The organism is Arthrobacter sp. Y81 (genome assembly GCF_002929335.1).
Classification (GTDB): Bacteria; Actinomycetota; Actinomycetes; order Actinomycetales; family Micrococcaceae; genus Arthrobacter.
The window spans coordinates 211,644-235,752 of record NZ_PJIL01000008.1 but is presented as its reverse complement, the minus strand read 5'-3'; the positions used below and the strand labels follow the sequence as shown (position 1 = coordinate 235,752).

Sequence of the window (24,109 nt, the reverse complement as noted above, 5' to 3'; positions counted from 1 at the left end):
TCCCCGCAGAACTCGCCCACATCGAAAGCTCAGGCACCACCCGCCAGGAAGCCAGCTCCCTGATCGCAGCGCACTCCGGCGTCTGACACTGAACAGGATCAAACATGTTCCCCACACGACTTGAGATCATCCCTTCCGAGGGCATCGTCGACAAAATCCAGGCCGCAGTGCCGTTGACCACCGCCCTGACCATCACGTGCCTGCCGCATCACGGCATCGAGCGGACCATGCGCGCCGCCGTGCAGCTGGGCGTGCTTGGTTACTCCGTCATCCCGCATCTCGCGGCACGGAGCCTGCACGGGCGGGCCGAGCTCACCGGAATACTGCGCGACTGCACTGTTGCCGGCATCGGCGAGGTGTTCGTGATCGGCGGAGACCGGAAGCAGCCGGCCGGCCCGTACGATTCCGCCCTTCCCGTGCTGGAAGACATCGCGCAGCACTCCGGAGGGACGATCCGGGCAGGGATCGCCGGTTACCCGGAGGGTCACCCCTTGGTTGGCCCCATGGACCTGCTCGACGCCGTGCTCGCCAAGCAGCACCTGGCTTCGCACGTCGTCACGCAGATGTGCTTCTCCGCGCCGGCGATCCATGACTACGCGGCGCTCCTGCGACGGGAAGGCGTCCGGCTGCCTGTCTGGGCCGGGGTGGCGGGGTCCGTCCCGCGGACCAAGCTGGTGTCCCTTGCCTCGCAGATCGGCGTCGGAAGTTCCTTGAAGTTCCTGAGCCGCAAGGGCCCGTTGGCCCGCAAGCTCCTCAGCGGTGACCGCTATTCGCCACAATCCCTGGTGTCCGGGCTGGAAAGCCATCCAGGTAGCATCGCGGGCATCCATCTCTACAGCTTCAACAGCCTTGACTCCGTTCCCGGCGGACTGGATCAGGCGACAACCTCAACAGCACTCCAGACAGCATTGATTCGAGGAGCAGCACGTGACAACTAAGACCCTAAGCACCCAGGAAACGCCACACCTTGAGCGGCAGCTCAGCAACCGGCACATCCAGCTGATCGCCATCGGCGGCGCTATCGGCACAGGCCTCTTCATGGGGTCAGGCAAAACCATTTCAGCGGCCGGCCCGTCCGTCATCTTCGTCTACATGATCATCGGCTTCATGCTGTTCTTCGTGATGCGGGCCATGGGCGAACTCCTGCTGTCCAACCTGAACTACAAGTCCTTCAGTGATTTCGCCGCAGACCTCCTGGGTCCGTGGGCCGGGTTCTTCACCGGCTGGACGTACTGGTTCTGCTGGGTGATCACGGGAATTGCGGACGTCATCGCCATCGCCGGCTACTCGAAGGAGCTCTGGCCGGCGCTGCCGCTGTGGATCCCGGGACTGGCCACCATAGCCATCCTCCTGCTCCTTAACCTCACCACGGTGAAGGCGTTCGGCGAGACGGAGTTCTGGTTCGCGCTGATCAAGATCATCGCCATCGCGGCGCTGATCGTGGTGGGCCTGTTTATGATTTTCAGCGGATTCCAGTCCGACGCCGGCCCCGCCTCGTTCACTAATCTCTGGAGCCATGGCGGCTTCTTCCCGAACGAGTTCATGGGGTTTGTGGCCGGATTCCAGATCGCGGTCTTCGCCTTTGTTGGCATTGAACTGGTGGGCACCACGGCCGCGGAAGCCAAGGATCCGGAGAAGAACCTGCCCAAGGCCATCAACTCCATCCCCATCCGCGTGCTGCTCTTCTACGTCGGGGCCCTCATCATCCTGATGTCGGTCACCCCCTGGACCCAGTTCCAGGCAGGCCACAGCCCGTTCATTGCCATGTTCTCGCTGGCCGGCCTGGGCGCCGCCGCCACCGTGGTGAACCTGGTGGTGCTCAGTTCGGCCATGTCCTCGGCCAACTCCGGGATCTACTCCACGTCGCGCATGGTGTACGGCCTGGCCCAGGAGGGTGACGCTCCGTCGGTCTTCAGCGGCCTGTCCCGCCGCAAGGTCCCGCAGAACGCCCTGTTCCTTTCCTGCGTCCTGCTGCTCTCCGGCGTGGTGCTGATGTATGCGGGACAGGACATCGGCAAGGCCTTCGACATGGTCACCACAGTCTCTGCCGTCTGCTTCGTTTTCGTGTGGTCCATCATCCTGGCCAGCTACCTGGCCTTCCGCCGGCGCCGCCCGCACCTGCATGATGCCTCGAAGTACCGGATGCCCGGCGGCATCCCCATGGTCTGGGTGGTCTTCGCCTTCTTCGCCTTCGTCCTGTGGGCACTGACCACGCAGCCGGATACGCTGCTGGCGCTCCTGGTGACGCCGGCGTGGTTCCTTCTGCTCGGTGTCGCCTGGTTCCTGCTGCGCCGGCGCCCTGCGCATCTGGCCCGCTATGCGACGTTCCAGGCCGAACTCAGCCAGGACCTGGAACGCGAGGAATCAGAAACGGCGTCATGATGTAAATTGCATTGAGGTGACAAGCAGACCAGAAACGAGGCTACGTCATGCTCCGCCTGAAACGCCTCGCAGTATTCTGCGTTTTCACCATCGCTGTCGTCACCGGGCTCCTCTTCTGGGTGCTCCATCCGTCCGGCGCGGCAGCGCCTTGGGTCCAGTCCCCGCCCCCGCAATCAGGAGCCAAGCTCTCGATGCTGTCCACTATCAGCACCCCTGCCGTGGAAATCACTCAGGGCCCGGTCGACGCGCAGTGGCTGGAGCAGTCCGCGGCGCAAACGGGGATACCTGCCAGAGCGCTCCGGGCCTACACGGCAGCAGCCGAACGGGCCAACGCCGACGCGCCGACGTGCCGGATCGGCTGGAATACTGTGGCGGCCATCGGCTTCGTCGAGTCCGCCCACGGTAGTCACGGAGGCGGAAGCCTGACTCCCGCCGGGCAGGCCAACCGGTCAATTATCGGACCCAGCCTCAACGGCGACAGTTTCGCAGCCATCGCTGACACGGACTCCGGTGCATTTGACGGCGACGCCGTCTGGGACCACGCGGTCGGACCAATGCAGTTCATTCCCTCGACCTGGCAGCAGGCAGGGCGCGACGGGAACGGGGACGGGGAAGCCGATCCGCTGAACATCGACGATGCCGCACTCAGCGCCGCCGCATACCTGTGCGCCGGCGGCCGGGACCTCACCACCGACCAGGGGTGGACGGATGCCGTACTCTCCTACAACCAGTCCGATTCCTACGTGCGCCAAGTGCGCGACCAGGCCAACGTGTACGACGCACAATCGGCCCCCACCGGCTAACTCCGCCGGTCTCCTCAATCTAGGGCGCTGGATCACCGAATGGAGTCCCGAACGGCAGCCGGGGGTCAAGGACCCACCCTGACGGGACTGTTATGACGTGGGGCGTGACGCTCCTCGCGGCGGAGGGCCTCGCCGTCGTCGTTGTCCTCACCCGGGGCGCCGCGCAGCGCCGCTTGGACGCGGCGGACCCGAACGCTAACTGCGCAGGCAGGCCCGGTCCTGCCGAGAAGTTCAGGCGGGTATGTCCGAAGCCCCGAGCCCCCGCCCGCGCGGAACGGATGTATCCGTACCCCTACTCATCCAGTTTTGGTGCTGCGCGGACGTGGGCGCGTTGGCCCTGCTTGCCGATCAGGCTGAGGTATTCGACGGGACCGGCACTGGTCGCACCGAACCAGTGCGGGGTGCGGGTATCGAACTCCGCAGCTTCGCCGGGTTTGAGGATGAGGTCGTGTTCACCCAGAACGAGGCGCAAGGTGCCGTTCAGGACATAGGCCCAGTCGTAGCCTTCGTGGGTGCGCAGTTGCGGCTCCTGTTCGTCAGCACCCGTGGGGAGGATGAACTTGTAGGCCTGAATTCCGCCTGGCCGGCGTGTGAGTGGCAGGACCACCGACCCGTCTGCGCAGGCGACGGGCCGCAAGTTGACGCGAGGGTCACCGGTCGGTGGCGCGTCAACGAGTTCGTCAAGAGTGACCCCGTGCACGCGGGCCAAAGGAAGCAACTGCTCGAGGGTGGGGCGCCGCAGGCCGGCTTCGAGCCGGGACAGCGTGCTGGCGGAGATGCCTGTCTGCTCCGCGAGGTCCGTGAGCGTGATGTCCCGGCGGAGTCGGAGGCGCTTGAGGCGCGGCCCGACCGCGTCGAGTGTGTGGTGGATGTCGTTGATCATGGCGCCATTTTGCCATTCAGCAACACTGCTTGCACGGCCGCCGGCCCGTTGGGCACCATCGACTGTGAAGCGTACATTTCAGAACGGAAGGATCTCGACGTGGCCGGGACAGCAGAGGCGTTCGACAAGGACTACTGGGAACGGCATTGGAAACAGGCCCACGACGCAGCGCCTGCAGATCCGAAAGTGATCGCCCCCAACCCCCATCTGACCCGTGAAACGAGCGGACTCGCACCGGGCACCGCGCTGGATGCCGGATGCGGGACAGGGGCTGAAGCAACATGGCTGGCCTCGCACGGCTGGCAGGTCACCGGTGCCGACATTTCCCCCGCGGCTCTCGCCCAGGCAACCGAGCGCGCCACAAGGGAGTCCGTGTCCGACAGAGTGACCTGGGTCGAGGCGGACCTCACCTCCTGGGAACCGGAAGGCCGGTTCGACCTCGTGACCACGCACTACGCGCACCCGGCGATGCCGCAACTGGCCTTCTACGAACGCATCTCGGAATGGGTGGCCCCAGGGGGAGCGCTGCTGATCATCGGGCACCTGCACAACCCCGCCTCCATGGGGCACGGACACCACCCTCCCGCCGAGGCGACCGTCACGCTCGCGGACATCACCGGGTGCCTGGAGCCGGGTGCATGGAGCATAGATAGTGCAGGGGAGCACAGCCGTAAGCTCCTCGGTCCCGGTGGGCGGCCCTTTTCCCTGCAGGACGTCGTTGTGCGGGCCACCCGGCTCGTTGCAGAGGCGAATGTTTGACACTCCGTTGTTTACGTTGACGACGTTAACGTCCGCGCGCCGTGACACGGGAACTGCGACCATGGGTTGCGGGCCAAATGGCCTGCACTGTCACTAGACTCAGGCCATCAGTTCACGTTCGGGGCCGTGGAAGTGTGCCCTGGCGGTCCGTGCACCACCGGCTTCGTAAGGGCTCAAATGGCATCTAGGCATTCAGAGGAGGCCTTGCCTCCCGTCATCGTCTACGCCGCGCTGAACCCGGGTGCGCCAGTCAGGGAAACGTCCGTGGCCCCGATGCTTAACGCCGGCCTCACCGCCGCTGAAGCAGCCGGGATGACCAAGCAGGTAATCGATGAAAATGGATGGAACTGGGGAACGAAGACGGCGGCGGCCATGGCGGCCCTGCTGATCGTTGTCAATTTCCTGCCGGCAGAGTTTTCACCGGGATGGCTGGACACCTTGCCTGAGTGGGCGTTCTACGTATACCTGTTTGGGCTGTTGCCGGCGTTCGCGTTGGCGGGGATGGTGACGGCCAGGATCCGCGGCCGCCGGTATCGGCGCTGGCTCGTGAGGGCTCAAGAGGTGGGTGCTGAATATGGGGACAGGCTTGTCTATCTGGGGGAAGTTGAGGGCGAAAACCTTCAACGCACGTCAGAGCTGATTCAGCGGGTACTGAAAGCCAGAAAGGCCCTGTTGACCGGCCGGGCCGCGGCGGGTGAAGCGGAAGTGAAGGTGATGGCTGCCCTCGCGTCGCTAGCCGAGTACCTCACGCACCCCGCACCGCAGCCGCTTCCGGCAACGGCCGGGATGCCGGCCAGTGCCATCCGCGAGTTGGAGGAACACCAGACCGAGACAGCGGAGTCGCTGTGCGCCACGACCGCGCGGATGTCGTTGGCTCTGGAGGATCTGGAGTTCCTGGCCGGCACGGCGAGTGTCAGCAGGGCTCACATGAGGTTGACCAGAGCGACGTAGCTCAGCATGCCCAGGCCGACAGGAGCGCCTACGGCCCCGAGGATGCCATGGCCTTGCTGCGGCCGTCGTCAACTAATGTTGACGGCTGTGGCGGCGTCAACTAATGTTGACGCATGGAGGTGGAGCGGATGAAAACGCTGGTGGCATCGATGGACGGGAAGGGTCCCGCTGAGGCCTTATACGCCGTGGCGGAACTGCAGAAGGAAGTCGGACGCACCGAAGCTTCGTTGGTCCGCAAGGCCCGGCAGGCAGGCCTGTCCTGGGAGGCGATCGCGTTGTGCCTGGGGGTCAGCAAGCAGGCTGTCCACCGCAAATACGGAAAACAATAACGTTCTCCATCAGGAAGCATCAACTAGCTGCTCATCTTTGGATGCCGAGGGTGGCGATGAGGTCTTCGTGCAGCTCGAACCAGATGCGGTGGAAGGAGTCCCGGTCTGTGGCGGTCAGCCAGGCTTGCTCTGTCGCAGCGTTTGTGAGGGCCAGCTCGAGGCGGTTGGCGTAGCCGCTGAACCGCGGCAGCACCGCGGTCAGGCGGGCTTCCAAGCCGCGCAGGGACGTCAGGGCCTGAGCCAAGGTTTGGCGCGTCTGCTCGTCAATCCCCTCCGGCCGAGGCTCGTCGGTGAGCCGCTGCAGCTGGATCTTGCTGCAGGCCGTTACAACAACAGTGTTCAAGGACGCAAAATCCGAGTGCACGCCGGAGACGGCTGTACGACCGGCCGCAGTGTTCAGCTCCGCTGCCAGCAGCCGTTCGTTTTCAGCCCTTCCGGCGAGAGTCAGGGACCACCCCCGGGTTCCCCCGAAGGCGGAGCGCAGTGCCCACCCGTTGGCACCTGCGTCGATAAGGCAACGTTCGACGTCGGGCGGATCCTGTCCGAACCGCTCGGCAATCGGTTCGGTGCCGGCGAATCCGAGCAGCCTCACTGCGTGGAGCGTGAGCAGCATGGATCGCTGCTGCGGGCTCATCACGAAGTTGTTCCGGTAGTCACAGGTTTCTCGCGGACGGTTCCGTAAGTTCCGTCCACCACGAGGGTTGTTCCGGTTGTGATGCGGGTCAGGGCGTCGGTTACGCCCAGAACGGCCGGGATGCCGTACTCGCGGGCAACGATGGCCGCATGCGAAAGCATTCCCCCTGTTTCCGTGATGATTGCGCAGGCCACCGCGAAGAGGGGTGGCCAGGCCGGATCAGTGGTGCGGCAGACCAGGACGTCGCCAGGCCTCACAGCGGAGAACTCGTCGATGTTGTGAACAGTCCGTGCAGTGCCGCATGCAGTACCCGGGCTCACCCCCGTACCAGTGAGGACGTCGCTTGAGATGTCCATTCGTTCCTTTCCCGTTCGGGCGCCAGATGTAACTTCCATGTCAGCCGGCCGCTTCCGCACCGCAGTCTACCCAGCCTCGACGTCAGGCCACGCTGCTGTAGGCAAAGAATTTTCCGGGCCGGTGTCGATCGGCCCTCGCGCCGTTCGACCTATGGGTGAGAAGGTCGAAGGGCGACCTTCCAAAACCTAGGAGATTGAAATGGCAAAGTACATGTTGATCATGCGTGGAACCGACGAGTCGTACGCCAACCTTGAGAAGGCCGACTTCAACGAAATGCTCGAGACCATGGGTAAGTTCAATGATGAACTCATCCGCGCCGGAGTCCTCCTGGCAGCCGAGGGCCTTGACGATCCGAAAGAGGGCGTCGTAGTGGACTTCACCGGCGAAACCCCGGTGGTCACCGACGGGCCCTACGGCGAAACCAAGGAGCTGTTCGGCGGCTACTACATCCTGGATGTCGCCTCGAAGCAGGAAGCCATCGAGTGGGCCAAACGCGCACCCATGACGGCTGGAACCAAAACGGAAATCCGCCGGGTACCTTCGATCGACGAGTTCCCGCAGGACAACGAATGGATCCAGAAGGAACGCGCCTGGCGCGAGCAGACCGGCCAGCTCTGAACCGGCCGGCTTAGATCCGCCAGTGAGCAGCAACGAGGCAAGGGCCGCCGTCGAAGCGGTGTGGCGCATTGAGTCCGCCCGCATCGTCGGCGCCCTTGCCCGCTATACGGGCGATTTCCCGCTGGCCGAGGACCTCGCACAGGAAGCGTTGGCCGAGGCCCTGGTCTCCTGGTCGGTGAACGGCGTCCCCGCCGAACCGGTGGGTTGGCTGCTGACCACCGGCCGGCGTCGTGCGATCGATACGTTCCGGCGCCGTGCCGCCCGGGACGAAAAGTACGCGCTCCTGGCCGCGGACCTCGCCGAGGACGCGCCGGGCGCGGATTCCCTGTTCGATCCCGCCGCGATCGACGACGACGTGCTGGCCCTGATGTTCATCTCCTGCCATCCGGTGCTGTCCAAGGAAGCGCGGATCGCGCTGACGCTGCGCGTTGTGGGCGGCATGGGCACCGACGAGATCGCCAAGGCGTTTCTGGTCCCCGTGCCCACCATCCAGGCACGCATCACCCGTGCCAAGAAGACACTGGCCGCCGCCCACGTTCCCTTCGCCGTCCCTGAACCGCACGAGAGACCGGAAAGGCTCGGCTCCGTCCTCCAGGTGGTCTATCTGATCTTCACGGAAGGCTCCTTCGCGTCCGGCGGCGACTCCTGGATGCGAACGGACCTGGCCAGCGAAGCCCGCCGTCTTGCCCGTGTGCTGGTGCGGCTGGCCCCCGAGCCTGAGGTTTTTGGCCTGCTGGCCCTGATGGAATTCACTGCGGCGCGTTTCCCGGCAAGGCTCGATTCGGCCGGACGGCCTGTCCTTCTGGAGGACCAGGACCGACGGCGGTGGGACCAGTCCGCGATTCGGCGCGGCCGCGGGGCGCTTTCGACGGCGGCAGCGGCCGGCCGCGGGCTGGGAGCCTACGGGCTGCAGGCTTCCATCGCCGAATGCCACGCGGTGGCACGGTCGGTTGCGGAAACGGACTGGCAGCGGATCGTCATCCTCTACGAGGCGCTGGGCCGGTTGTCGCCGTCGCCAATTGTCGAACTGAACCGCGCGGTGGCGGTGGCCATGGCCTCGGGTCCGGCAGCAGGGCTGGAACTGGTTGACGCGATCGTGTCCAGCGGCGAACTCAACGGCTCGCACCTGTTGCCGGCCGTGAGGGGCGAGATGCTGAGCAGGCTCGGCCGGCGTGATGAGGCGACATCGGCTCTACAGGAGGCAGTCGGCCTTTGCACGAATGCGGCCGAGCGGGCAGCACTGGAACGCAAGATCGACGGGCTTCAGAAGCCGGCGTAGGGTTTTCGTAGGGGGCGGACAAACCTGTCATCCCGTCCATGCGGGCCTGAAACGGCAGGCAACAACCTGGGTCAGTGCGCTGGCCGTGTTGGGCGCATGGCTCCCCGGAGCAATACCAATGATCCAGGTGGCCCGCACGTGCCCGGCTTCCGGACGGTGCGACATCGGAGCGCTTCCCGGAAGGTCAGTTCTGAGCCCGCTGGCGGTAGTTTCGGGGAGTTTCACCGGTGTCGTTGAGGAAGTGCCGGTTGAAATTGGACAGGTTCGAGAAGCCGACTTCGTAGCAGATGTCGGAAATGGCTTTGTCGCTGCTCTCGAGTAAACGCCGGGCGTGGGCCAGGCGGAGTTTGCGGACGAGGTCGCTGAAGTTCTGGCCGGTGGCCCGCTTGAAGTACTTCGAGAAGGTGGGTTCCGCCATTCCCACCAGGGCTGCGGCCTCGGACATCTTGATATTCCCGGCGTGGTTGCTGAAGACGTACTCCAGGATGATGTCGACCACGGCGGCGGCCTGGCCGTCCAACTGCGGCCTGAACCATTCCTCGGCTAGGAAGCGCCGTTCTTCCTGCGGCGCCTTGGCCAGGATTCCAAAGAGCTCAAACAGGTGTTGGAGCCGCTCCAGCCCGGTGGTGGTGCCCATCGCCTCAATGGATGCAGCTGCCGTCCGGGCTGAACGGCCCAGGAATTCGATACCGCGTGCCGACTGTTCCAGCAGGGGCTTAACCTCGGCCATCTCGGGGACGAGGGCTGCGGTCTGCTCGACCCATTTGCCGTCGAACTGGATGACGGCGTCCCGGTTCTTCAGTACTTCGCCGGGTTCAAGGTCGCTGACCCAGTCGTGGGGGAGGCCCGAACCGACGATGGACACGTGGCCGGCCTCAAAAGTGCCGATGTGGTCTCCGACGATGAATTTCCCGGTGCCCTTCCGAATGAGGTGGATCTCGTACTCGGGATGATAGTTCCACCGTGCCACCGGGCTGGGGTAGTCGTGTTGGTTCCACCGGACTGAGTGGTTGGGGTCGGGGGGGATGACCTCCCGGTTCGCGCGCATCCCCAGCAGTCTTTCGGCCAGTCTGGCGGTTGCTCCGTCGATGGGGTCCGCGGCAGTCATGGTGGTTCTCTCTGGATCGGTGTTATGACATATGGACAGCGCCCACGGCGCTTTACCCCAGAATAGCGCCTGTCGCAGGCAACGCGTGCGGAAAATAAGTATCAGAAATTGGCAACCACGGCGCTAGTTGTGACCTATGCCTCCCGCCTAATCTTGAGGAACATCAACGGAGCAACATCGGAAATTCCCGGTCACTTGCCTCACCCCAGTCCGGTAAGTCGACGCAGCAGTCGAAATCCGGTGACCGTGCACCCCTGAAGAACAAAGGAGTCCTTAATGCGCCCAAAAATGCGTGCTGCGACCCTGGCCGCCGGCGCTTTGTGCGTCGCGCTGAGCGCCTCGGCCTGTGCAGGTGCCGGCGGAGGCAATTCCGCCGGAGACCCGAAAAGCATCAATGTCCTGATGGTGAACAAACCCCCAGATGGAGGACCTGCAGCGGCTCACCGCGGATAATTTCACCAAGGAGACCGGCATCAGGGTCAACTACACGATCCTGCCGGAGAACGACGTCCGGGCAAAGATCAGCCAGGAGTTCTCCAGCCAGGCCGGCCAGTACGACGTCGCGTCGCTGTCCAACTACGAGATCCCCTTCTATTCCGCGAACGGCTGGCTCGCTCCGCTGGATAACGTGGCCCAGGACCCCTCGTTCGATCAGGACGACATCCTGCCCGCCTACACGGCATCCCTCACCGGTGCGGACGGCAAGCTTTACGGCGAACCGTTCTACGGCGAGTCCTCGTTCCTGATGTACCGCAAGGACATCCTGGAAGCCAAGGGCCTGACCATGCCGGCGAAGCCCACCTGGGATGAGGTGGCTGAGATTGCCGCCAAGGTCGACGGCGCAGCTCCGGGCATGAAGGGCATCTGCCTCCGCGGCCAGCCGGGCTGGGGCCAGGTCTTCGCGCCGCTGACCACCGTGGTGAACACGTACGGCGGGACCTGGTTCGACAAGGACTGGAACGCCCAGGTCAACTCCCCGGAGTTCACCGCAGCTGTCGAGTTCTACACCAAACTGGTCCGCGAGCACGGTGAAGCAGGCGCCGCGCAGGCCGGGTTCACCGAGTGCCTGAACAACATGAGCCAGAGCAAGGTGGCCATGTGGTACGACGCCACCTCGGCGGCCGGCGCCCTCGAAGCCGAAGCGTCCCCGGTGAAGGGGAAGATCGGCTATGCCCAGGCACCGGTCAAGGAAACCAAGTCCTCCGGCTGGCTGTGGACCTGGTCCTGGGCCTTGCAGGCCGCCTCCAAGAAGCAGGACGCAGCTGGAAAATTCATCGCCTGGGCGAGCTCGAGCGAATACGAGCAACTCGTGGCGTCAAAGCTGGGCTGGGCGAAGGTTCCCTCCGGCAAGCGCATCTCGACCTACGAGAACACGGAATTCCAGAAGGCCGCACCGTTTTTCGAGGCCGAACGCTTCGCCATCGAGAACGCCGACCCGAAGAATCCGGGCGCGCAGGAACGACCCGCCGTCGGAATCCAGTTTGTGGGCATCCCCGAGTTCGCTGCCTTGGGCACCAACGTCTCCCAGGGCGTCAGCGCCGCCATTGCCGGCCAGGGCACCGTGGCTGACGCTCTGGCCAAGGGCCAGGAAGCCGCCCAAAAAATCGGCAATAAGTACAAGTAGCAATGACCGAACCGCAGGAGAACATCATGACTACCGCAACGGCGCGCATCTCCCGCCCGGGACGCAGTGCAGCCAAACCTTCACGAGACAACCGGTCGCGGGAACGCGCCCTGGCCTGGGCGCGGCGTGCACCGCTGCTTCCTGCCCTGATCTTCCTTATCGTCGTCACCCAGCTCCCGTTCGTGGTGACGCTGATCATCTCGTTCCTGAACTGGAACAGCCTGAGCCCTGACAGGACCGCCTTCGCCGGCCTGGAGAACTACCTCACGGTCCTCACGGACCCGGACCTGCGCCAGGCGATCTTCACCACCATCCTCCTCACCGTCTCCGTGGTGCTGGCCAGCCTGCTGATCGGCCTGGGCCTGGCCCTGCTGCTGGACAAGAAGTTCATCGGCCGAGGACTGGCCCGGACCCTGCTGATCGCGCCATTCCTGGTGGTGCCCGTGGCCGCGGCCCTCATCTGGAAGCACGCACTGCTCAACCCCACGTACGGGCTGATCAACGGCATCCTGACCTGGGTCTGGTCCCTCTTCGGCAGCGCTACGGCGCCCCAGCTGGACCTGTTGTCCCAGGCACCGATGATGGCCGTCATCGTTTCGCTGGTCTGGCAGTGGACGCCGTTTATGATGCTCATCCTCCTAGCGGGCCTGCAGTCCCGCCCGATGGACACCGTGGAAGCGGCCCAGATGGACGGCGCCACGCCTTGGGCGATCTTCCGCCACCTGACGCTGCCGCACCTGCGCCAGTACCTGGAGCTGGGCGGCCTGCTCGGAGCCATCTACATCGTGCAGAACTTCGACGCCGTCTTCACCCTTACCGCCGGCGGACTGGGCACGGCCAACCTGCCGTACGCCATCTACCAGACGTTCTACTTCGCCAATGAATACGGCCTGGCGTCCGCCGCCGGCGTCGTGGTGGTCATCGGCACGATCATCGTGGCCACGTTCGCACTCCGCACCGTCTTTTCGCTCTTCAAGAAGGAGGCAGCACGATGAGCACGCTCACTCCTGCCGCACCACGCAAGTCGGGCCATGCCCGTTCAACATCACGTGCCAGTTCGACAACCGGACCACTCCGGCGCGGCAAGTCACGCATGGACCCCACGCGCAACAACACCGCCGCCGGACTCGCCGCCTGGCTGCTGGCCCTGCTGTTCGCCGCACCCGTCGTGTGGATGATCCTGACCTCCTTCCACTCGGAAACCGACGCAGCAACGAACCCGCCGTCCATCGCCGCGAACCTCACCCTAGACGCGTACAGGGAGTTCTTCGGGGAAACGTCCGGCGTGAGCCCGTGGCCGTCGATGATCAACTCCGCCACCGCTTCGATCCTGTCCACGGTCCTGGTGCTGGTCCTGGCCATCCCCGCTACGTACGCCCTTTCCATCCGGCCGGTGAAGAAGTGGACGGACGTGATGTTCTTCTTCCTCTCCACCAAGATGATGCCGGTGGTGGCTGCGATCCTGCCGCTCTACCTCTTTGCCAGGACCGTCGGAGCCCTGGACAACATCTGGTTCCTGATCCTGATGTACACGTCCATGAACCTCCCGATCGCGGTCTGGATGATGCGGTCATTCCTCGCCGAAGTACCGGTCGAAATGCTGGAAGCCGCCCAGATCGACGGCGCCAACCTCCTCCTGACGCTCCGCAAGATCATCGCCCCCGTCGCGATGCCCGGCATCGCCGCGACCGCCCTGATCTGCTTCATCTTCAGCTGGAACGAACTGCTCCTGGCCCGTGTCCTCACGGGCGTGGTGGCAGGCACCGCCCCGGTCTTCCTGACGGGCTTCGTCTCGGGCCAGGGCCTCTTCCTCGCCAAAGTCTGCGCGGCCGCCGTCGTGATCTCCCTCCCCGTCCTCTTTGCCGGCTTCGCTGCCCAGGACAAGCTCGTCCAGGGCCTCTCCCTTGGCGCCGTGAAGTAACCATGCCCGCTGCTTTCGAAAGGTTCGCTCCGATGACAACACCCACCACCCAGTCCACACCCCTGGCCACCGCCGACCTGCCAACCACCATGCGCGCCTCCATCCTGAAACGCCAGGGTGACATGGTTATGGAGACCCTGCCCCTGCCGCAGCTCGACGCCGACCAGGTCCTGATCCAGGTCGCCGCCGTCGGCGTCTGCGGCAGTGACGTCCACTATTACGAGCACGGCCGGATCGGCGACTACGTGGTGGACCACCCGCTGATCCTCGGCCACGAACTCTCCGGCCGGATCGCCGCCGTCGGAAGCGCCGTTGACCCTGCCCGCATCGGCAACCGGGTCGCCGTCGAACCCCAGCGTCCCTGCCGCACCTGCAAGCAGTGCAAGGCCGGCCGCTACAATCTGTGCCCGGACATCGAGTTCTACGCCACCCCGCCGATCGACGGCGCCTTCGCCGAATACGTCACCATCCAGAGCGACTTCGCCTACGAGATTCCCGACAGCGTCAGCGACGAGGCCGCCGCCCTCATCGAACCGCTCTCCGTCGGTCTCTGGGCCTGCGAGCGCGCCGACATCAAGCCCGGCAGCAGGGTCCTGATCGCAGGGGCCGGGCCCATCGGCATCATCGCCGCCCAAGCAGCGCGTGCCTTCGGCGCCACCGAAATTTACATCACGGACATCGCCGAGGACCGGCTCGCGTTCGCCCTGGAACACGGAGCCACACACGCGCTCAACGCCAGGACGGACAGTGCGGAAGGGCTCGACGTCGATGCGTTCATTGACGCCTCCGGCGCCCCTCAGGCGGTCCGTTCCGGGATCAAGGCCGTCGGACCCGCCGGCAGGGTCATCCTCGTGGGACTGGGCGCGGACGACGTCGAACTCCCCGTCTCCTTCATCCAGAACCGGGAGATCTGGCTCTCCGGCGTGTTCCGCTACACGAACACCTGGCCGCTGGCCATCCAGCTCATCGCGGACGGGAAGGTGGACCTGGACATCCTGGTGACCGGCAAGTTCGCCCTCGCCGAGTCCGAAGAAGCACTCAAAGCCGGCAAGCAGGCCGGGCAGCTGAAAGCAGTGGTCTACCCGGGCCGCTGAAAAGCGAGTGAAGTATTAGTACTGCAAGGAAGCAGCCATGCCATCAAAAGACGCCTCATCCGCCTCCGTCCAGGCTGTCGGGAACTCTGGAGCTGAAGCGCTGGAGGGTCAAGCCGGCCAAAGCAGCCTGCGCCACTCGGCTTGTTAGGCGTGGCGGCCCTGGGCGCCAACGAATGACGTGAGTGCCTCCACGACGAACTCGTGATCGGCCTTCTGCGGCAACCCGGAAACTGTCACGGTTGCTACTTGCCCGGTGCCTTTTACGTATACCGGGAAGGCACCGCCATGGGGCGCATAGCGTGTCTGGTCGAACCAGCCGTTGTCCTCCAAGGTTCCCCCGCCGAGCCTGCCTTTGAGACCGACCAGAAGCGACGGTTCGGCATACCGCTCCGCCGTCCTGCTCTTTTTCGCCACCCAGATTTCGTTGTCCGGTGTCGCGCCGGGCAGGGAGACGTGGAAGAGGATGTGCTCGTTCCGGCGGATGTCGATGGCGACCGGGAGCTTCCGCACTGTGGCCATCTCCACCAGCAACAGGCCAAGAGCGAGGGCGTCGGATTGGCTGAAACTGCCCAACTGTAAAGTGCGGACTTCACCTTCGATGCGTGCGATCAGCGACCGTAGCGCCGGCTCGGACTGCTTATCGGGGGAGTCCGGGTCGAATTCTGTCTCTGCTGTGGCCGAAGGAGCGGCGGGTTCGGGGACCATATGGATCATTTCCTGTCTGTTGGCCGTCCGGTCGGTTTCCGAAGGGGAATACCGCACGGCGTGGTTACGTCCGGGGCCGCCAGGTGGCCGTGGACGACCGGATCTTGAGCTGGGGCTGGATGAGAGTCTGTTGCGTTGGCATGTCTGCGTTCCCGTCGGAGAGGCGGGTCATCAGCATTTCGGTGCCTTTCGCCCCGATCTCCTGGGGGAATCCTGCCACGGATGTCATGGGCGGAACCTGGCTTGCGGCGATACGGGTGTCATCGAAGGATGCCACCGCGAGGTCTCGGCCGGGCTCCAGCCCGCGACGCCGCATCTCGTCGTAGACGCCTTGGGCGACGGCGTCGTTATAGGCGATGATCGCGTCGGGGAGTTTTCCCTGGTCGAAGAGCCGGCCCACGGCGGCGGCGCCCCCTTCGGGGGTGATGGGGCTGCGGAACTCGTCCGTGCTCCACACTTCGCAGCCATTGGGTTCAAGCGACGCCCGCAGGCCTTCCTCCCGTTCCGCGAGGGATGATGCCGCCAGGCCACCGAGGAATGCCACGCTCCGGCAGCCCAACGCCGAGAGGTGACCTCCGAGCATGGATGCCCCCTTGACGTTCTCACTGCCGACGTAATCGAAGCCGGCGAACCGGCGTGCGAGCAGCACCACCGGGACATTGGCGGCATTGACCTGCTTGGCGAGCTTTTCCGGGTCAGTGTCCGGCGCCGGCAGCAGGAGGATCCCGTCGACCTGGCGTTCGATCATGGACGAGATGATTTCATGCTGGCGGTCAGCGTGGTCACGGCTGTAACCGATGAAGATGGTGTAGCCGGAGTCATGGGTGATCTGGTCGACGGCCATCGCCAGCTCGGCGAAGTAGGGGTTGATGATCTCGGTGACGATGAGCCCGATGGTCATCGACCGGCTCTGCCGCAGGTTGGCGGCCTGCCGGTTGTACACGTAGCCCAGCTCGTTCATGGCTTCGCGTACCTTGGCGGCTGTGGACTCCGGGATGCGGGAGCTGCCGCGAACGACGAGGGAAGCCGTGGAACGGGAGACGCCGGCAGCCTTGCTCACGTCTTCGAGGGTGATGCGCGGGGCCATGCTGTAATCCTGCCGGTGGGTCGATAGGCGGAGAAGCGGCGCTCCCCGCGTCTCGACTTTATCAATCCTTTCCCGCGGAGAGCCGCTGGACGCCCGGGTCGCGGGTGGCGAGGATGGTGTCCGCGACCCGGAGGGCATTGGCCGCGATGGTCAGGGCCGGATTGAGGGCAGCGGATGAGGGGAAGAAGGAGCTGTCCACGATCCAGAGGTTGTCCAGATCATGGGCGCGGCAGTCCGGCCGGAGAACGCTGCTGGCGGGATCGTGTCCTGCCACGGCCGTTCCGCATTGGTGGGAGTTGGTTTCGATGCCCATGCGCTCACTGAAGATGACCGGATACCCGGCCTTCCGGACGGCCTTGCCGATCCGGCGGACCAGTTCCTTGTGGGGCCCGAGGTTGTTCGGCTCCCACCAGACGTGGATGTTTCCGTTGACCAGGCTGATGCCGTTGTTCTTTCGCGGCAGGTCCTCGGTGGTCAGGTAGATGTCGATGCTGCGGTCGGACAGGGCTTTCAGCAGCCAGGATGGCGCCCAGGGTCTGGCCATCTTGAGCATGCTGGCGCGCAGCTTTCCGAGCATCTGCAGGTTTCCCAGCGGGTATTTGTTGGTGGGTCCGGCTTCATACCAGTCATTGAGGCCCAGGGTTTTCTGCCACAGCGTCGGGTTGACCCTGAACGGGTTGATGCCGATGAAAAAGGTGCTGTTGTGCACCATGTAATTCCGGCCCACGAGTCCGGAGGAGTTGGCCAGGCCGCGGGGAAACTCAGGAGTGGCCGAGCCCAGCAGGAGCGCTGCCGAGTTCACGGCGCCTGCGGCGAGGATGAACTTGTCGGCTTCGATACGGATGACCTGGTCGTCGCGTTCAGCCAGGGCTGCGACGATGGTCCGCCCGTCAGGTCCGGGGATGAGGCGGAAGACCTTGGTGCCCGTCATGAGACCTACCCCAGCAGCAAGGGCCGGGTCAATGGCGATCTTTTCGGCGTCGGACTTCAGTCCGGCTTCGTTCGGGGCGCCGTCGCTGGTGGCGCAGAGGGCGCGCTTCTCAGGAGTGTCGGCGTCGAGGCCGTTGGCCATCCGGAACGGGTGCAGGCCTTGCCGGCGGAAGGAGCCGGCGAGGTCCTGGATGACCGGTTCGTGGTCCAGGGCCGGGAATGGGTAAGCCTCGGAATGGGCCGGCTCGGTTGGGTCTTCGCCGATCTGGCCACGGACCCGGAACAGCTTCTCGGCCCGCGCGTAGTAGGGCTCGAGGTCCTCGTAGCTGAACGGCCATGCCGGCGAGGTCCCGTCCTGGTGTGTCGTTTCTTCGAAGTCGCTGGCGCGGAAGCGCGGCAGGCAGGCGCCGTAGACCTTGGTGCAGCCTCCCACCCAGTAGTAGACGCCGGGCTTGAAGGCTTCGCCGGTGCGGCCGTTGTACCAGGTGTCGGCATTCTTGTACCGGCCTTTGAGGTACACCTCGTCCAGGTCGGAGTTCTGCGGCTCCGCAGGCAGGCGGTGGCCGCGTTCGATGATCAGGACCTTGGCGCCGGAGTCCTTGAGGGCGTACGCCATGGTGCCGCCGCTCATGCCTGATCCGATGATGGCGATGTCAGTCCGTATCACCTCGTCCGGAAGCACCGGTTCTGCCGGCGCTTCCGGACGGGGTGCCTCGTCGATGGTTGTCCGCGACACGGTGTTCACTGGCCCCTCCGGGCTTCGTCGAACTGCTGGATCTGGTCGATGGTGTCCAGGAACCAGTAGTCGCCCCACATCACGGATTCGTCGACGCCCAGGTCCTTGCCTTCATGGTAGCTGCCGTGCTTGAGCACGCCCTCCCAGTCCTCGCCCGGGCTGGCCAGGAAGTCGCCCCCGGTGAGGCGGCGCAGGATGTCCACCGCGTAGTCGGCGTAGATTTTGGCCTTGGTCCGGTCCTGGACGAGGCCGGCGAGCTGCCAGAAGCCTCCGGCTGCGGCTGCAGCTGCGGACGTTTCGTAGGCGCGGGCGGGGTTGGGTTCGTCCCAGTCGTTGGGCGGGACGAGGCGGTCGCCGGTTTTTTCGATGTAGAAGTCGGCGGCGGCAATGGCTGTTTCGAGGAAGCGCCGTTCACCGGTGAAGCGGTAGACGGTGCCGAAGCCGTAGAGGGCCCAGGCCTGTCCGCGGGCCCAGGATCCTTCGTCGGAGAATCCCTGCTGCGTGGTCTGCTTCAGGAAGGCGCCGGTTTCCAGGTCGAACATGCCTTCGTGGGAGGCGGAGCCGTCGCCGCGCATGAGGAAGCGGCGGGTGGTCAGGCAGTGGTCCACGGCTTTGCGGGCCATGTCCTGGTCACCGGTCTGCTGCGCGGCGTAGAGGGCCATGTGGATGTTCATCATGATGTCGATGAACAGGCTGTCGGGCTGGCGGAAACTGGGCATGTACCGGCCGGTTTCCCGGTAGCGGCTGGCGGTGGTGCGTCCGGCCTCGATGACGACGTCGCGCTTGGTGGTGTCGCCCGTGGCTTCGTACCAGCGCCGGTAGGTGGACCAGAAAAGGAAGCCCAGATCATGGACTGTGTCGTCGCTCTTCCGTTCTTCAATGAGCTCCGAGTAGTGTTCGGCGGCGCTGCGGAAGCGGGCGCGGTCGGCGTCACCGGCCCGGCGGGAGAGCATCCAGAGCTGGCCGCCGAGGAAGCCTTCGCACCAGTTGGTCCATGCCTCGCCGTCGACCACCCATTTGCCTTCCCCGGTGTACAGCGGGAACCGGTCCGGGTGCCGGGTGATCAGTCCGTCCAGTTTCGCTGAGGCGGTTTTCCAAGCCTTGGCGGCTGCCTCACGGAACGCTGCCGGCACTTCATACCCGGCAGGGAGGGTGAGGGGGAGCATGGTCGGCAGCACTTCCGCGGTGGCGTTCGCGGGGGCTGCGGTGGTTGTGGTTGTCATCTTCGTTTCTTTCAGGGGTTTGGGGTCTTAGCGGCGGGCGGCGTCGGGGGCATCGACCCAGCGGTTTTCGCGGATGCCGACCTGGAGCTGGATGGTTTTCAGTTCGCTGAACTCTGCGAGGGCCTGGCGCCCCAGTTCGCGGCCGATGCCGCTGTGTCCGTAGCCGCCGAACGGCACTTCGGGGTAGCCGTCCATCCAGCGGTTGACCCAGACGGTCCCGGCGCGCAGATCGCGGGCAGCGGTCAGGGCTTCGTTGATGTCGTTGCTCCAGATCCCCGCGGACAGGCCGAACGAGGTGGAGTTTGCGATCCCGATGGCCTCCTCCAGGGTGTCGTAGGGCAGGACGGACAGGACGGGTCCGAAGATCTCCTCGGTGGCGATGGACATCCGGGCGGTCACGTCCGTGAAGACGGTGGGCTGGAAGAAGCGGCCGTTGAGCCCGGTATCGAGGCGGTCGCCGCCGGTGAGCAGGTGGGCCCCGGCGTCGCGGCCTTCGGCCACGTAGCGTTCGACGACGGCGAGCTGGGCGTCGTTGACAAGGGAACCGACGAGGGTGTCTGCCTTGAGCGGGTCGCCCACGCGCATGTGCTTGGCCCGCTCGACGACGGCGGCGGCGAATTCGTCGGCCATGGAACGATGCACGATGAGGCGGCTGCCGGAATTGCAGCACTGGCCGACGTTGAAGTAGCCGCCGAAGACGCCGGCGTCGACTGCGGCGGTGAAGTCAGCGTTGGGCGTGATGATCTGCGGGTTCTTCCCGCCGAGTTCGAGTTCCACCTTCTTCAGGTCCCGGCCCGCCGCGGCGGCAATGCCCTTGCCCACACCGGTGGAGCCGGTAAAGCTGATCATGTCGATGCCGGGGTGATCCGCGATGGCCGCCCCGACCACGCGGTCGCCGGTGACAATGTTGACGACGCCGGCTGGGAAGCCCGCTTCGCGGATAAGCTGGCCCAGCATGACGGTGGTGGCTGACGTACTTTCACTGGGTTTGATCACGGCAGTGTTGCCCGCGGCCAGGGCGAACGGCAGTTTCTGGCTGATGATCAGCAGCGGGAAGTTCCACGGCGTGATCATGCCGACCACGCCAAGGGGTTCGTGGACCACCATGGCCAGCGTGTCCCGTCCGAGGGCGTTGTGGGCGTCGCCCTGGGTGTTGCGGGCCAGACTGGCGGCGTATTCCCACAGCTCGGCGGTGCCGGCGACTTCATTGCGGGACTGTGTGATCGGTTTGCCGGTCTCCAGGGTTTCGGCCAGCGCCAGCGCTTCGGCGTCGCGGCGGACGAGGTCGGCGACTTTCAGGAGCAGCTTGGACCTCTCGGATCCGCTGGACTGGCGCCAGCCGCGGTCCAGGGCTGTGCGGGCGGCGATGACCGCACGGTCAACGTCCTCCTGGCCGCCGCGCGGGAAGGAGGTGACCTCGACTTCATGGGCCGGGCTCAGCCGGGTGAAGGTCCGGCCGCTTTGTGCCTGGGCGTCTTCGCCGTCGATGATCATCGGGCGGTAGGTGGGCTCGACGTCGTCGAGAGTGTAGCTCTTGGTTTCCATGTCTGGTGTCCTTAGAAAGAGTTCTGTGTGCCGGGCTGCGTCAGTTGTCCGTGAAGTGCGCCGGGCGCTTTTCCCGGAAGGCCGCGACGCCCTCGGCGAGGTCGTCGGTGGCGGCGGCGAGGCCGCCGGCCAGGGCTTCGAGTACCCGGGACGGGGCGCCGTCGGCGGCTGCGTCGATCAGTTGCTTGCCCAGCTGCACCGCCAGCGGCGCCCCCGCCAGCAGGTCGGCGCTGAGCCGCGCCACCGCGCCTTCCAGCTCGTCTTTGGGTGCGACGGCGGTGGCCAGTCCCCAGGCGACGGCTTCCTCGCCGGAGAGCTGACGGCGGGTCAGGACGAGTTCCTTGGCCCGCGCCCTGCCGACAAGTTCAGTGGCCCGTTCGGTGCCGCCCCACCCCGGAACCGTGCCCAGGCCCGTTTCGGGCAGTGCCACCCGTGCGTCGGCGGCGATGACGCGGAAGTCGCAAGCCAAGGCAAGCTCCAGCCCGCCACCGAAGGCGAGGCCGTCGATCACGGCGATGCTGGGCTGCCGCAGCCCGGCGAGGGCATCGAAGGCGCGGTGCCCGGTGGCGATCCAGTCCCGCCACATCCCTGCCGCACCGAGACCTGCGAAGTGGTTGATGTCCGCACCGACGCAAAAGACCTTCTTACCCCCAGTGCGGACGACGACCAGCCGGGCCGACGACGCGGCAACCTCCCGGGCGGCAGCGGCAAGGTCGTCGAGGAGTTTAAGGGTCAGGGCGTTCAGCTTCGATGACCTGTCGATCACGATGATGGCCGTGTGGCCGTCTGCGGAGTAGCCGACGGTGACCTGTTCGGTGGCCTCACTGATGAGCTGTTCTGTCATGGGGGTGGTTTCGGTGCTCATGGCTGGTCCTTTCGGTGTCCGCCGAGTTCGCCGGCGAGGTGTTCGGCGGCGCGCATGACGATGGCCCAGATGGTCAGGGTGGGGTTGATGCCGGGGCAGCTGGGAAAAGCGGCACCGGAGTACATGTACAGGTTGCGGGTGTCGTGCACGGCGAGGTGCTCGTCCAGCACCGTGGCCTTCGGGTCGTGGCCGAAGCGTGCGCCGCCAAGGTCGTGGCTGGAGCCGACGCCGGTGAAGTACGGGCCCTGCCAGGTCTTGGTGGCACCCATGTCCCGGAGCAGGCCTGTTGCCTTGTCCGCCATCCAGGACGCCAGCCGCCGCTCGTTGTCGCGGAGCCGGTAGGTCACACGGACCAGCGGCATGCCAAGCCCGGAGGAGTCGCGGTGCCGGGGGTCGATCTCCAGCCGGTGCGAAGCATAGGGCAGCGCGTCGGGCTGGATTCGGATGACGCCCTGCTGGGACCAGAGCTTCAGGTGGTCGCGGTAGCCGGCACCCCAGCGGCGGACGTCCCTGGGCAGGGTTTCGCGGGCGATCTGCAGCGGCAAGGCCTGTTGTTCGGCGCCAAGGGTGGCGCCGCCGATGAAGCCGTGGTCCAGGGAGCGGAACCCGGGTGAGAGGAAGTCGTCCAGGACGACGCCCTGCGCGGCGGGGCCGGTGTGGCGGTTGAACTCAGTGCCGGGAAAGAGGGCGTCGACGTGGCCGAACATCTTGGTCATGTAGTGCATGCCCAGCTGGCCGGTGTTGTTACCGAGCCCGTTCTCGTGACGGGAGTCAGCCGAGAGGTACATCAGTCGCAGGTTCTCGTAGGTATAGGCCGACAGGATGACGGCGCGGGCGTACTGGCGGCGGACGCGGCCGAGGGGATCGACCCATTCGACGCCGCGGGCGGCACCGGAGTCGTCCATGATGATCCGGGTGACGCGGGAGTGGGTGCGCAGCTCAAAGTTCCCGGTTTCGATGGCGGCCGGCACCGGCCCCAGGCCCGGGTGCCAGCGGTCTCCCCGGAAGGAACCGAGGCCGTTGTTCCAGGCGCTGTAGCCGGTGGCGGGACGCCCGCCGTAGGATTCCGTCGTAAAGCCCACGGGCACGGGGTGCGGGTGCAGCCCGGCAGCTTTGGTCGTCTCGGTAAATTTGTTGCCCAGGATGAACGGGCGGGTCGGCGGCAGCGGGAGCGGCTTGCTGCGCTTGACGAACGGGTTGGACTCGTCCCCGGCAATGCCGATCAGGTGCTCGAGCCTGGTGTAGAACGGCTCCAGTTCCTCATAGGTGACAGGCCAGTCCGCCAGGGTGCAGTCCTCGGGCAGCGCGTCCGGTCCGTACAGCCCGTCGTAGTGGCTCTTCGGGGCGAACTGCCACGGGTGGAAGCGGCGCAGCCACGAACCGTAATGTCCCGCGGAACCGCCGACGCCGTTAACCATGCGGCCCAGCGAGAAGGTTGCCTCCCGGCTGTCCTCCTCGTCCGCGGTTTCGCGCCAGCGCGGGGTCTCCTGCTGGAACTTCGGGCCAAGCCCGCCCCGGGTGTAGTAGGCGTGTTCGAGTTCGTCGGGGAGGAACTCATCGAGGGGACGGAAGGGGCCCGCTTCGAGGCCGACGACACTCAGGCCGGCCTCGGCGAAGACCTGGGCGCTGAGTCCGCCCATGGCGCCCACCCCGACGAGCAGGACGTCCACTTCATCGGTCATTTGGGGGTTGACGGCGTTTTCGTAGCCGAGCTGCTTGAGCCGGTGGCCGTCGGCGTCGCGGGGGATTTCCTGCATCGCGTCGGCAAGGGTCTTGATGACCCCGCCCTTGGTCACATGCTCGGCGCTGAGGTTTTCTTCGGCCGAGTTTTCCAGCCAGACGCCGGGGTGCTTGAGGAACTTCCAGCCGACAGTGTCCTTGTTCCCGCCGTGGGCAGGGTCCGCGAAGAGACCTTCCTGCAGATGGGAGACAACCAGCCCGAAGAGATCCCGCTGTTCCGCCGCGGGGAGTTGTTCGGTCAGTTCCCCCTGCTCGAGCAGGATGAGCGTGTCCGTTCGTTCGTCAAGGGTGAGGGCCGCGAAGTTCCTGCCGTATTTGTTGTCCGCGTAGCGGTCCAGGGCGCCGAACAGCCACTGGTAGCGGGGGAGGTCCTTGCGTCCGTAGCCCTCCAGGGTGAGGTCCAGATATTCGGTGACTCCCGCGTCGCGGACGTCGGGGCTGTCACCGTTGGTGGGGAACATCGCCTCAAACAGGGCATCGGCGAGTTCGGATTCGTAGGGCGTGAGGATGCGGAGGCTGCTCATTGGAGGGTCCTT

22 protein-coding genes and 1 pseudogene are annotated in these 24,109 nt (G+C 65.4%); 12 read left to right on the top strand and 11 right to left on the bottom strand.

Annotation, left to right across the window (positions count from 1 at the left end; genetic code table 11):
* Positions 1 to 104: 104 nt before the first annotated feature.
* The 3 genes from CXQ91_RS13090 to CXQ91_RS13080 are packed head-to-tail and all read left to right on the top strand — an operon-like array spanning position 105 to position 3,185.
* A complete protein-coding gene (locus CXQ91_RS13090; RefSeq protein WP_104174339.1) occupies positions 105 to 938 on the top strand; it encodes a methylenetetrahydrofolate reductase in 834 nt (277 codons plus the stop codon).
* On the top strand, positions 928 to 2,382 hold the full coding sequence (cycA, locus tag CXQ91_RS13085) for a D-serine/D-alanine/glycine transporter (protein ID WP_104174338.1): 1,455 nt from the start codon (positions 928 to 930) through the stop codon (positions 2,380 to 2,382). The genes CXQ91_RS13090 and cycA overlap by 11 nt, the downstream gene beginning before the upstream one ends.
* A gap of 47 nt (positions 2,383 to 2,429) precedes the next feature.
* On the top strand, positions 2,430 to 3,185 hold the full coding sequence (locus CXQ91_RS13080) for a lytic transglycosylase domain-containing protein (RefSeq protein WP_104174337.1): 756 nt from the start codon (positions 2,430 to 2,432) through the stop codon (positions 3,183 to 3,185).
* Between the two features lie 292 nt (positions 3,186 to 3,477).
* Here CXQ91_RS13080 and CXQ91_RS13075 read toward each other — a convergent pair whose 3' ends face one another.
* Positions 3,478 to 4,068, bottom strand: a complete 591-nt coding sequence (locus CXQ91_RS13075) for a helix-turn-helix domain-containing protein (RefSeq protein ID WP_104174336.1) — start codon at positions 4,066 to 4,068, stop codon at positions 3,478 to 3,480.
* A gap of 99 nt (positions 4,069 to 4,167) precedes the next feature.
* Here CXQ91_RS13075 and CXQ91_RS13070 point away from each other — a divergent pair, with 99 nt between their 5' ends.
* The 3 genes from CXQ91_RS13070 to CXQ91_RS13060 all read left to right on the top strand — a co-directional run bounded on the left by CXQ91_RS13070 (position 4,168) and on the right by CXQ91_RS13060 (position 6,107).
* Positions 4,168 to 4,827: a cyclopropane-fatty-acyl-phospholipid synthase family protein gene (locus CXQ91_RS13070; protein WP_104174357.1), complete on the top strand. Its 660-nt coding sequence runs from the start codon at positions 4,168 to 4,170 to the stop codon at positions 4,825 to 4,827.
* Positions 4,828 to 5,139: 312 nt separating this feature from the next.
* Positions 5,140 to 5,778, top strand: coding sequence for a hypothetical protein (locus CXQ91_RS13065; protein ID WP_146072334.1), 639 nt, complete (start codon positions 5,140 to 5,142; stop codon positions 5,776 to 5,778).
* A 113-nt stretch (positions 5,779 to 5,891) separates the two neighbouring features.
* Complete coding sequence (locus tag CXQ91_RS13060; protein ID WP_104174334.1) at positions 5,892 to 6,107, top strand: transcriptional regulator; 216 nt, start codon at positions 5,892 to 5,894, stop codon at positions 6,105 to 6,107.
* A 31-nt stretch (positions 6,108 to 6,138) separates the two neighbouring features.
* Here CXQ91_RS13060 and CXQ91_RS13055 read toward each other — a convergent pair whose 3' ends face one another.
* Positions 6,139 to 6,741 (bottom strand): hypothetical protein, encoded by a 603-nt coding sequence (locus tag CXQ91_RS13055; protein WP_104174333.1) that lies wholly within the window; start codon positions 6,739 to 6,741, stop codon positions 6,139 to 6,141.
* Positions 6,741 to 7,097 (bottom strand): PEP-utilizing enzyme, encoded by a 357-nt coding sequence (locus CXQ91_RS13050; RefSeq protein WP_258073962.1) that lies wholly within the window; start codon positions 7,095 to 7,097, stop codon positions 6,741 to 6,743. The genes CXQ91_RS13055 and CXQ91_RS13050 overlap by 1 nt, the downstream gene beginning before the upstream one ends.
* A 199-nt stretch (positions 7,098 to 7,296) precedes the next feature.
* Between CXQ91_RS13050 and CXQ91_RS13045 the strand changes: the two genes are divergently transcribed.
* Positions 7,297 to 7,716, top strand: a complete 420-nt coding sequence (locus CXQ91_RS13045) for a YciI family protein (RefSeq protein WP_056626880.1) — start codon at positions 7,297 to 7,299, stop codon at positions 7,714 to 7,716.
* Positions 7,717 to 7,738: 22 nt separating this feature from the next.
* Positions 7,739 to 8,995: an RNA polymerase sigma factor gene (locus CXQ91_RS13040; RefSeq protein ID WP_104174331.1), complete on the top strand. Its 1,257-nt coding sequence runs from the start codon at positions 7,739 to 7,741 to the stop codon at positions 8,993 to 8,995.
* Between the two features lie 184 nt (positions 8,996 to 9,179).
* On the opposite strand, the gene CXQ91_RS13035 is transcribed toward CXQ91_RS13040, so the two are convergent.
* Positions 9,180 to 10,103, bottom strand: coding sequence for an AraC family transcriptional regulator (locus tag CXQ91_RS13035; RefSeq protein WP_104174330.1), 924 nt, complete (start codon positions 10,101 to 10,103; stop codon positions 9,180 to 9,182).
* Positions 10,104 to 10,379: 276 nt separating this feature from the next.
* On the opposite strand from CXQ91_RS13035, the pseudogene CXQ91_RS13030 reads away from it, so the two are divergent.
* The 4 genes and pseudogenes from CXQ91_RS13030 to CXQ91_RS13015 all read left to right on the top strand — a co-directional run bounded on the left by CXQ91_RS13030 (position 10,380) and on the right by CXQ91_RS13015 (position 14,742).
* A pseudogene (locus CXQ91_RS13030) lies at positions 10,380 to 11,727 on the top strand (ABC transporter substrate-binding protein).
* A gap of 26 nt (positions 11,728 to 11,753) precedes the next feature.
* Entirely contained in the window at positions 11,754 to 12,722 is a 969-nt protein-coding gene (locus CXQ91_RS13025) for a carbohydrate ABC transporter permease (RefSeq protein WP_104174356.1), read from the top strand.
* Positions 12,719 to 13,648, top strand: a complete 930-nt coding sequence (locus CXQ91_RS13020; protein WP_104174329.1) for a carbohydrate ABC transporter permease — start codon at positions 12,719 to 12,721, stop codon at positions 13,646 to 13,648. Before CXQ91_RS13025 ends, CXQ91_RS13020 begins: the two co-directional genes overlap by 4 nt.
* 32 nt (positions 13,649 to 13,680) lie before the next feature.
* Positions 13,681 to 14,742 (top strand): NAD(P)-dependent alcohol dehydrogenase, encoded by a 1,062-nt coding sequence (locus CXQ91_RS13015; protein WP_104174355.1) that lies wholly within the window; start codon positions 13,681 to 13,683, stop codon positions 14,740 to 14,742.
* A gap of 144 nt (positions 14,743 to 14,886) precedes the next feature.
* On the opposite strand, the gene CXQ91_RS13010 is transcribed toward CXQ91_RS13015, so the two are convergent.
* From CXQ91_RS13010 to CXQ91_RS12980, 7 genes are all read right to left on the bottom strand, one after another.
* Complete coding sequence (locus tag CXQ91_RS13010) at positions 14,887 to 15,456, bottom strand: heme-degrading domain-containing protein (protein ID WP_308471404.1); 570 nt, start codon at positions 15,454 to 15,456, stop codon at positions 14,887 to 14,889.
* Positions 15,457 to 15,511: 55 nt separating this feature from the next.
* Positions 15,512 to 16,534, bottom strand: coding sequence for a LacI family DNA-binding transcriptional regulator (locus CXQ91_RS13005; protein ID WP_104174327.1), 1,023 nt, complete (start codon positions 16,532 to 16,534; stop codon positions 15,512 to 15,514).
* 61 nt (positions 16,535 to 16,595) lie between these two features.
* Entirely contained in the window at positions 16,596 to 18,209 is a 1,614-nt protein-coding gene (locus CXQ91_RS13000) for a GMC oxidoreductase (protein WP_258073961.1), read from the bottom strand.
* Entirely contained in the window at positions 18,206 to 19,423 is a 1,218-nt protein-coding gene (locus CXQ91_RS12995; protein WP_104174326.1) for a glycoside hydrolase family 88 protein, read from the bottom strand. Before CXQ91_RS12995 ends, CXQ91_RS13000 begins: the two co-directional genes overlap by 4 nt.
* 27 nt (positions 19,424 to 19,450) lie before the next feature.
* Positions 19,451 to 20,968, bottom strand: a complete 1,518-nt coding sequence (locus CXQ91_RS12990) for an aldehyde dehydrogenase family protein (RefSeq protein ID WP_104174325.1) — start codon at positions 20,966 to 20,968, stop codon at positions 19,451 to 19,453.
* A gap of 40 nt (positions 20,969 to 21,008) precedes the next feature.
* Complete coding sequence (locus CXQ91_RS12985; protein ID WP_104174324.1) at positions 21,009 to 21,833, bottom strand: enoyl-CoA hydratase/isomerase family protein; 825 nt, start codon at positions 21,831 to 21,833, stop codon at positions 21,009 to 21,011.
* Positions 21,830 to 24,097 carry a GMC family oxidoreductase gene (locus tag CXQ91_RS12980; protein ID WP_104174323.1) on the bottom strand — a complete coding sequence of 756 codons (2,268 nt, stop codon included), beginning with the start codon at positions 24,095 to 24,097 and terminating at the stop codon, positions 21,830 to 21,832. Before CXQ91_RS12980 ends, CXQ91_RS12985 begins: the two co-directional genes overlap by 4 nt.
* Positions 24,098 to 24,109: the final 12 nt, after the last annotated feature.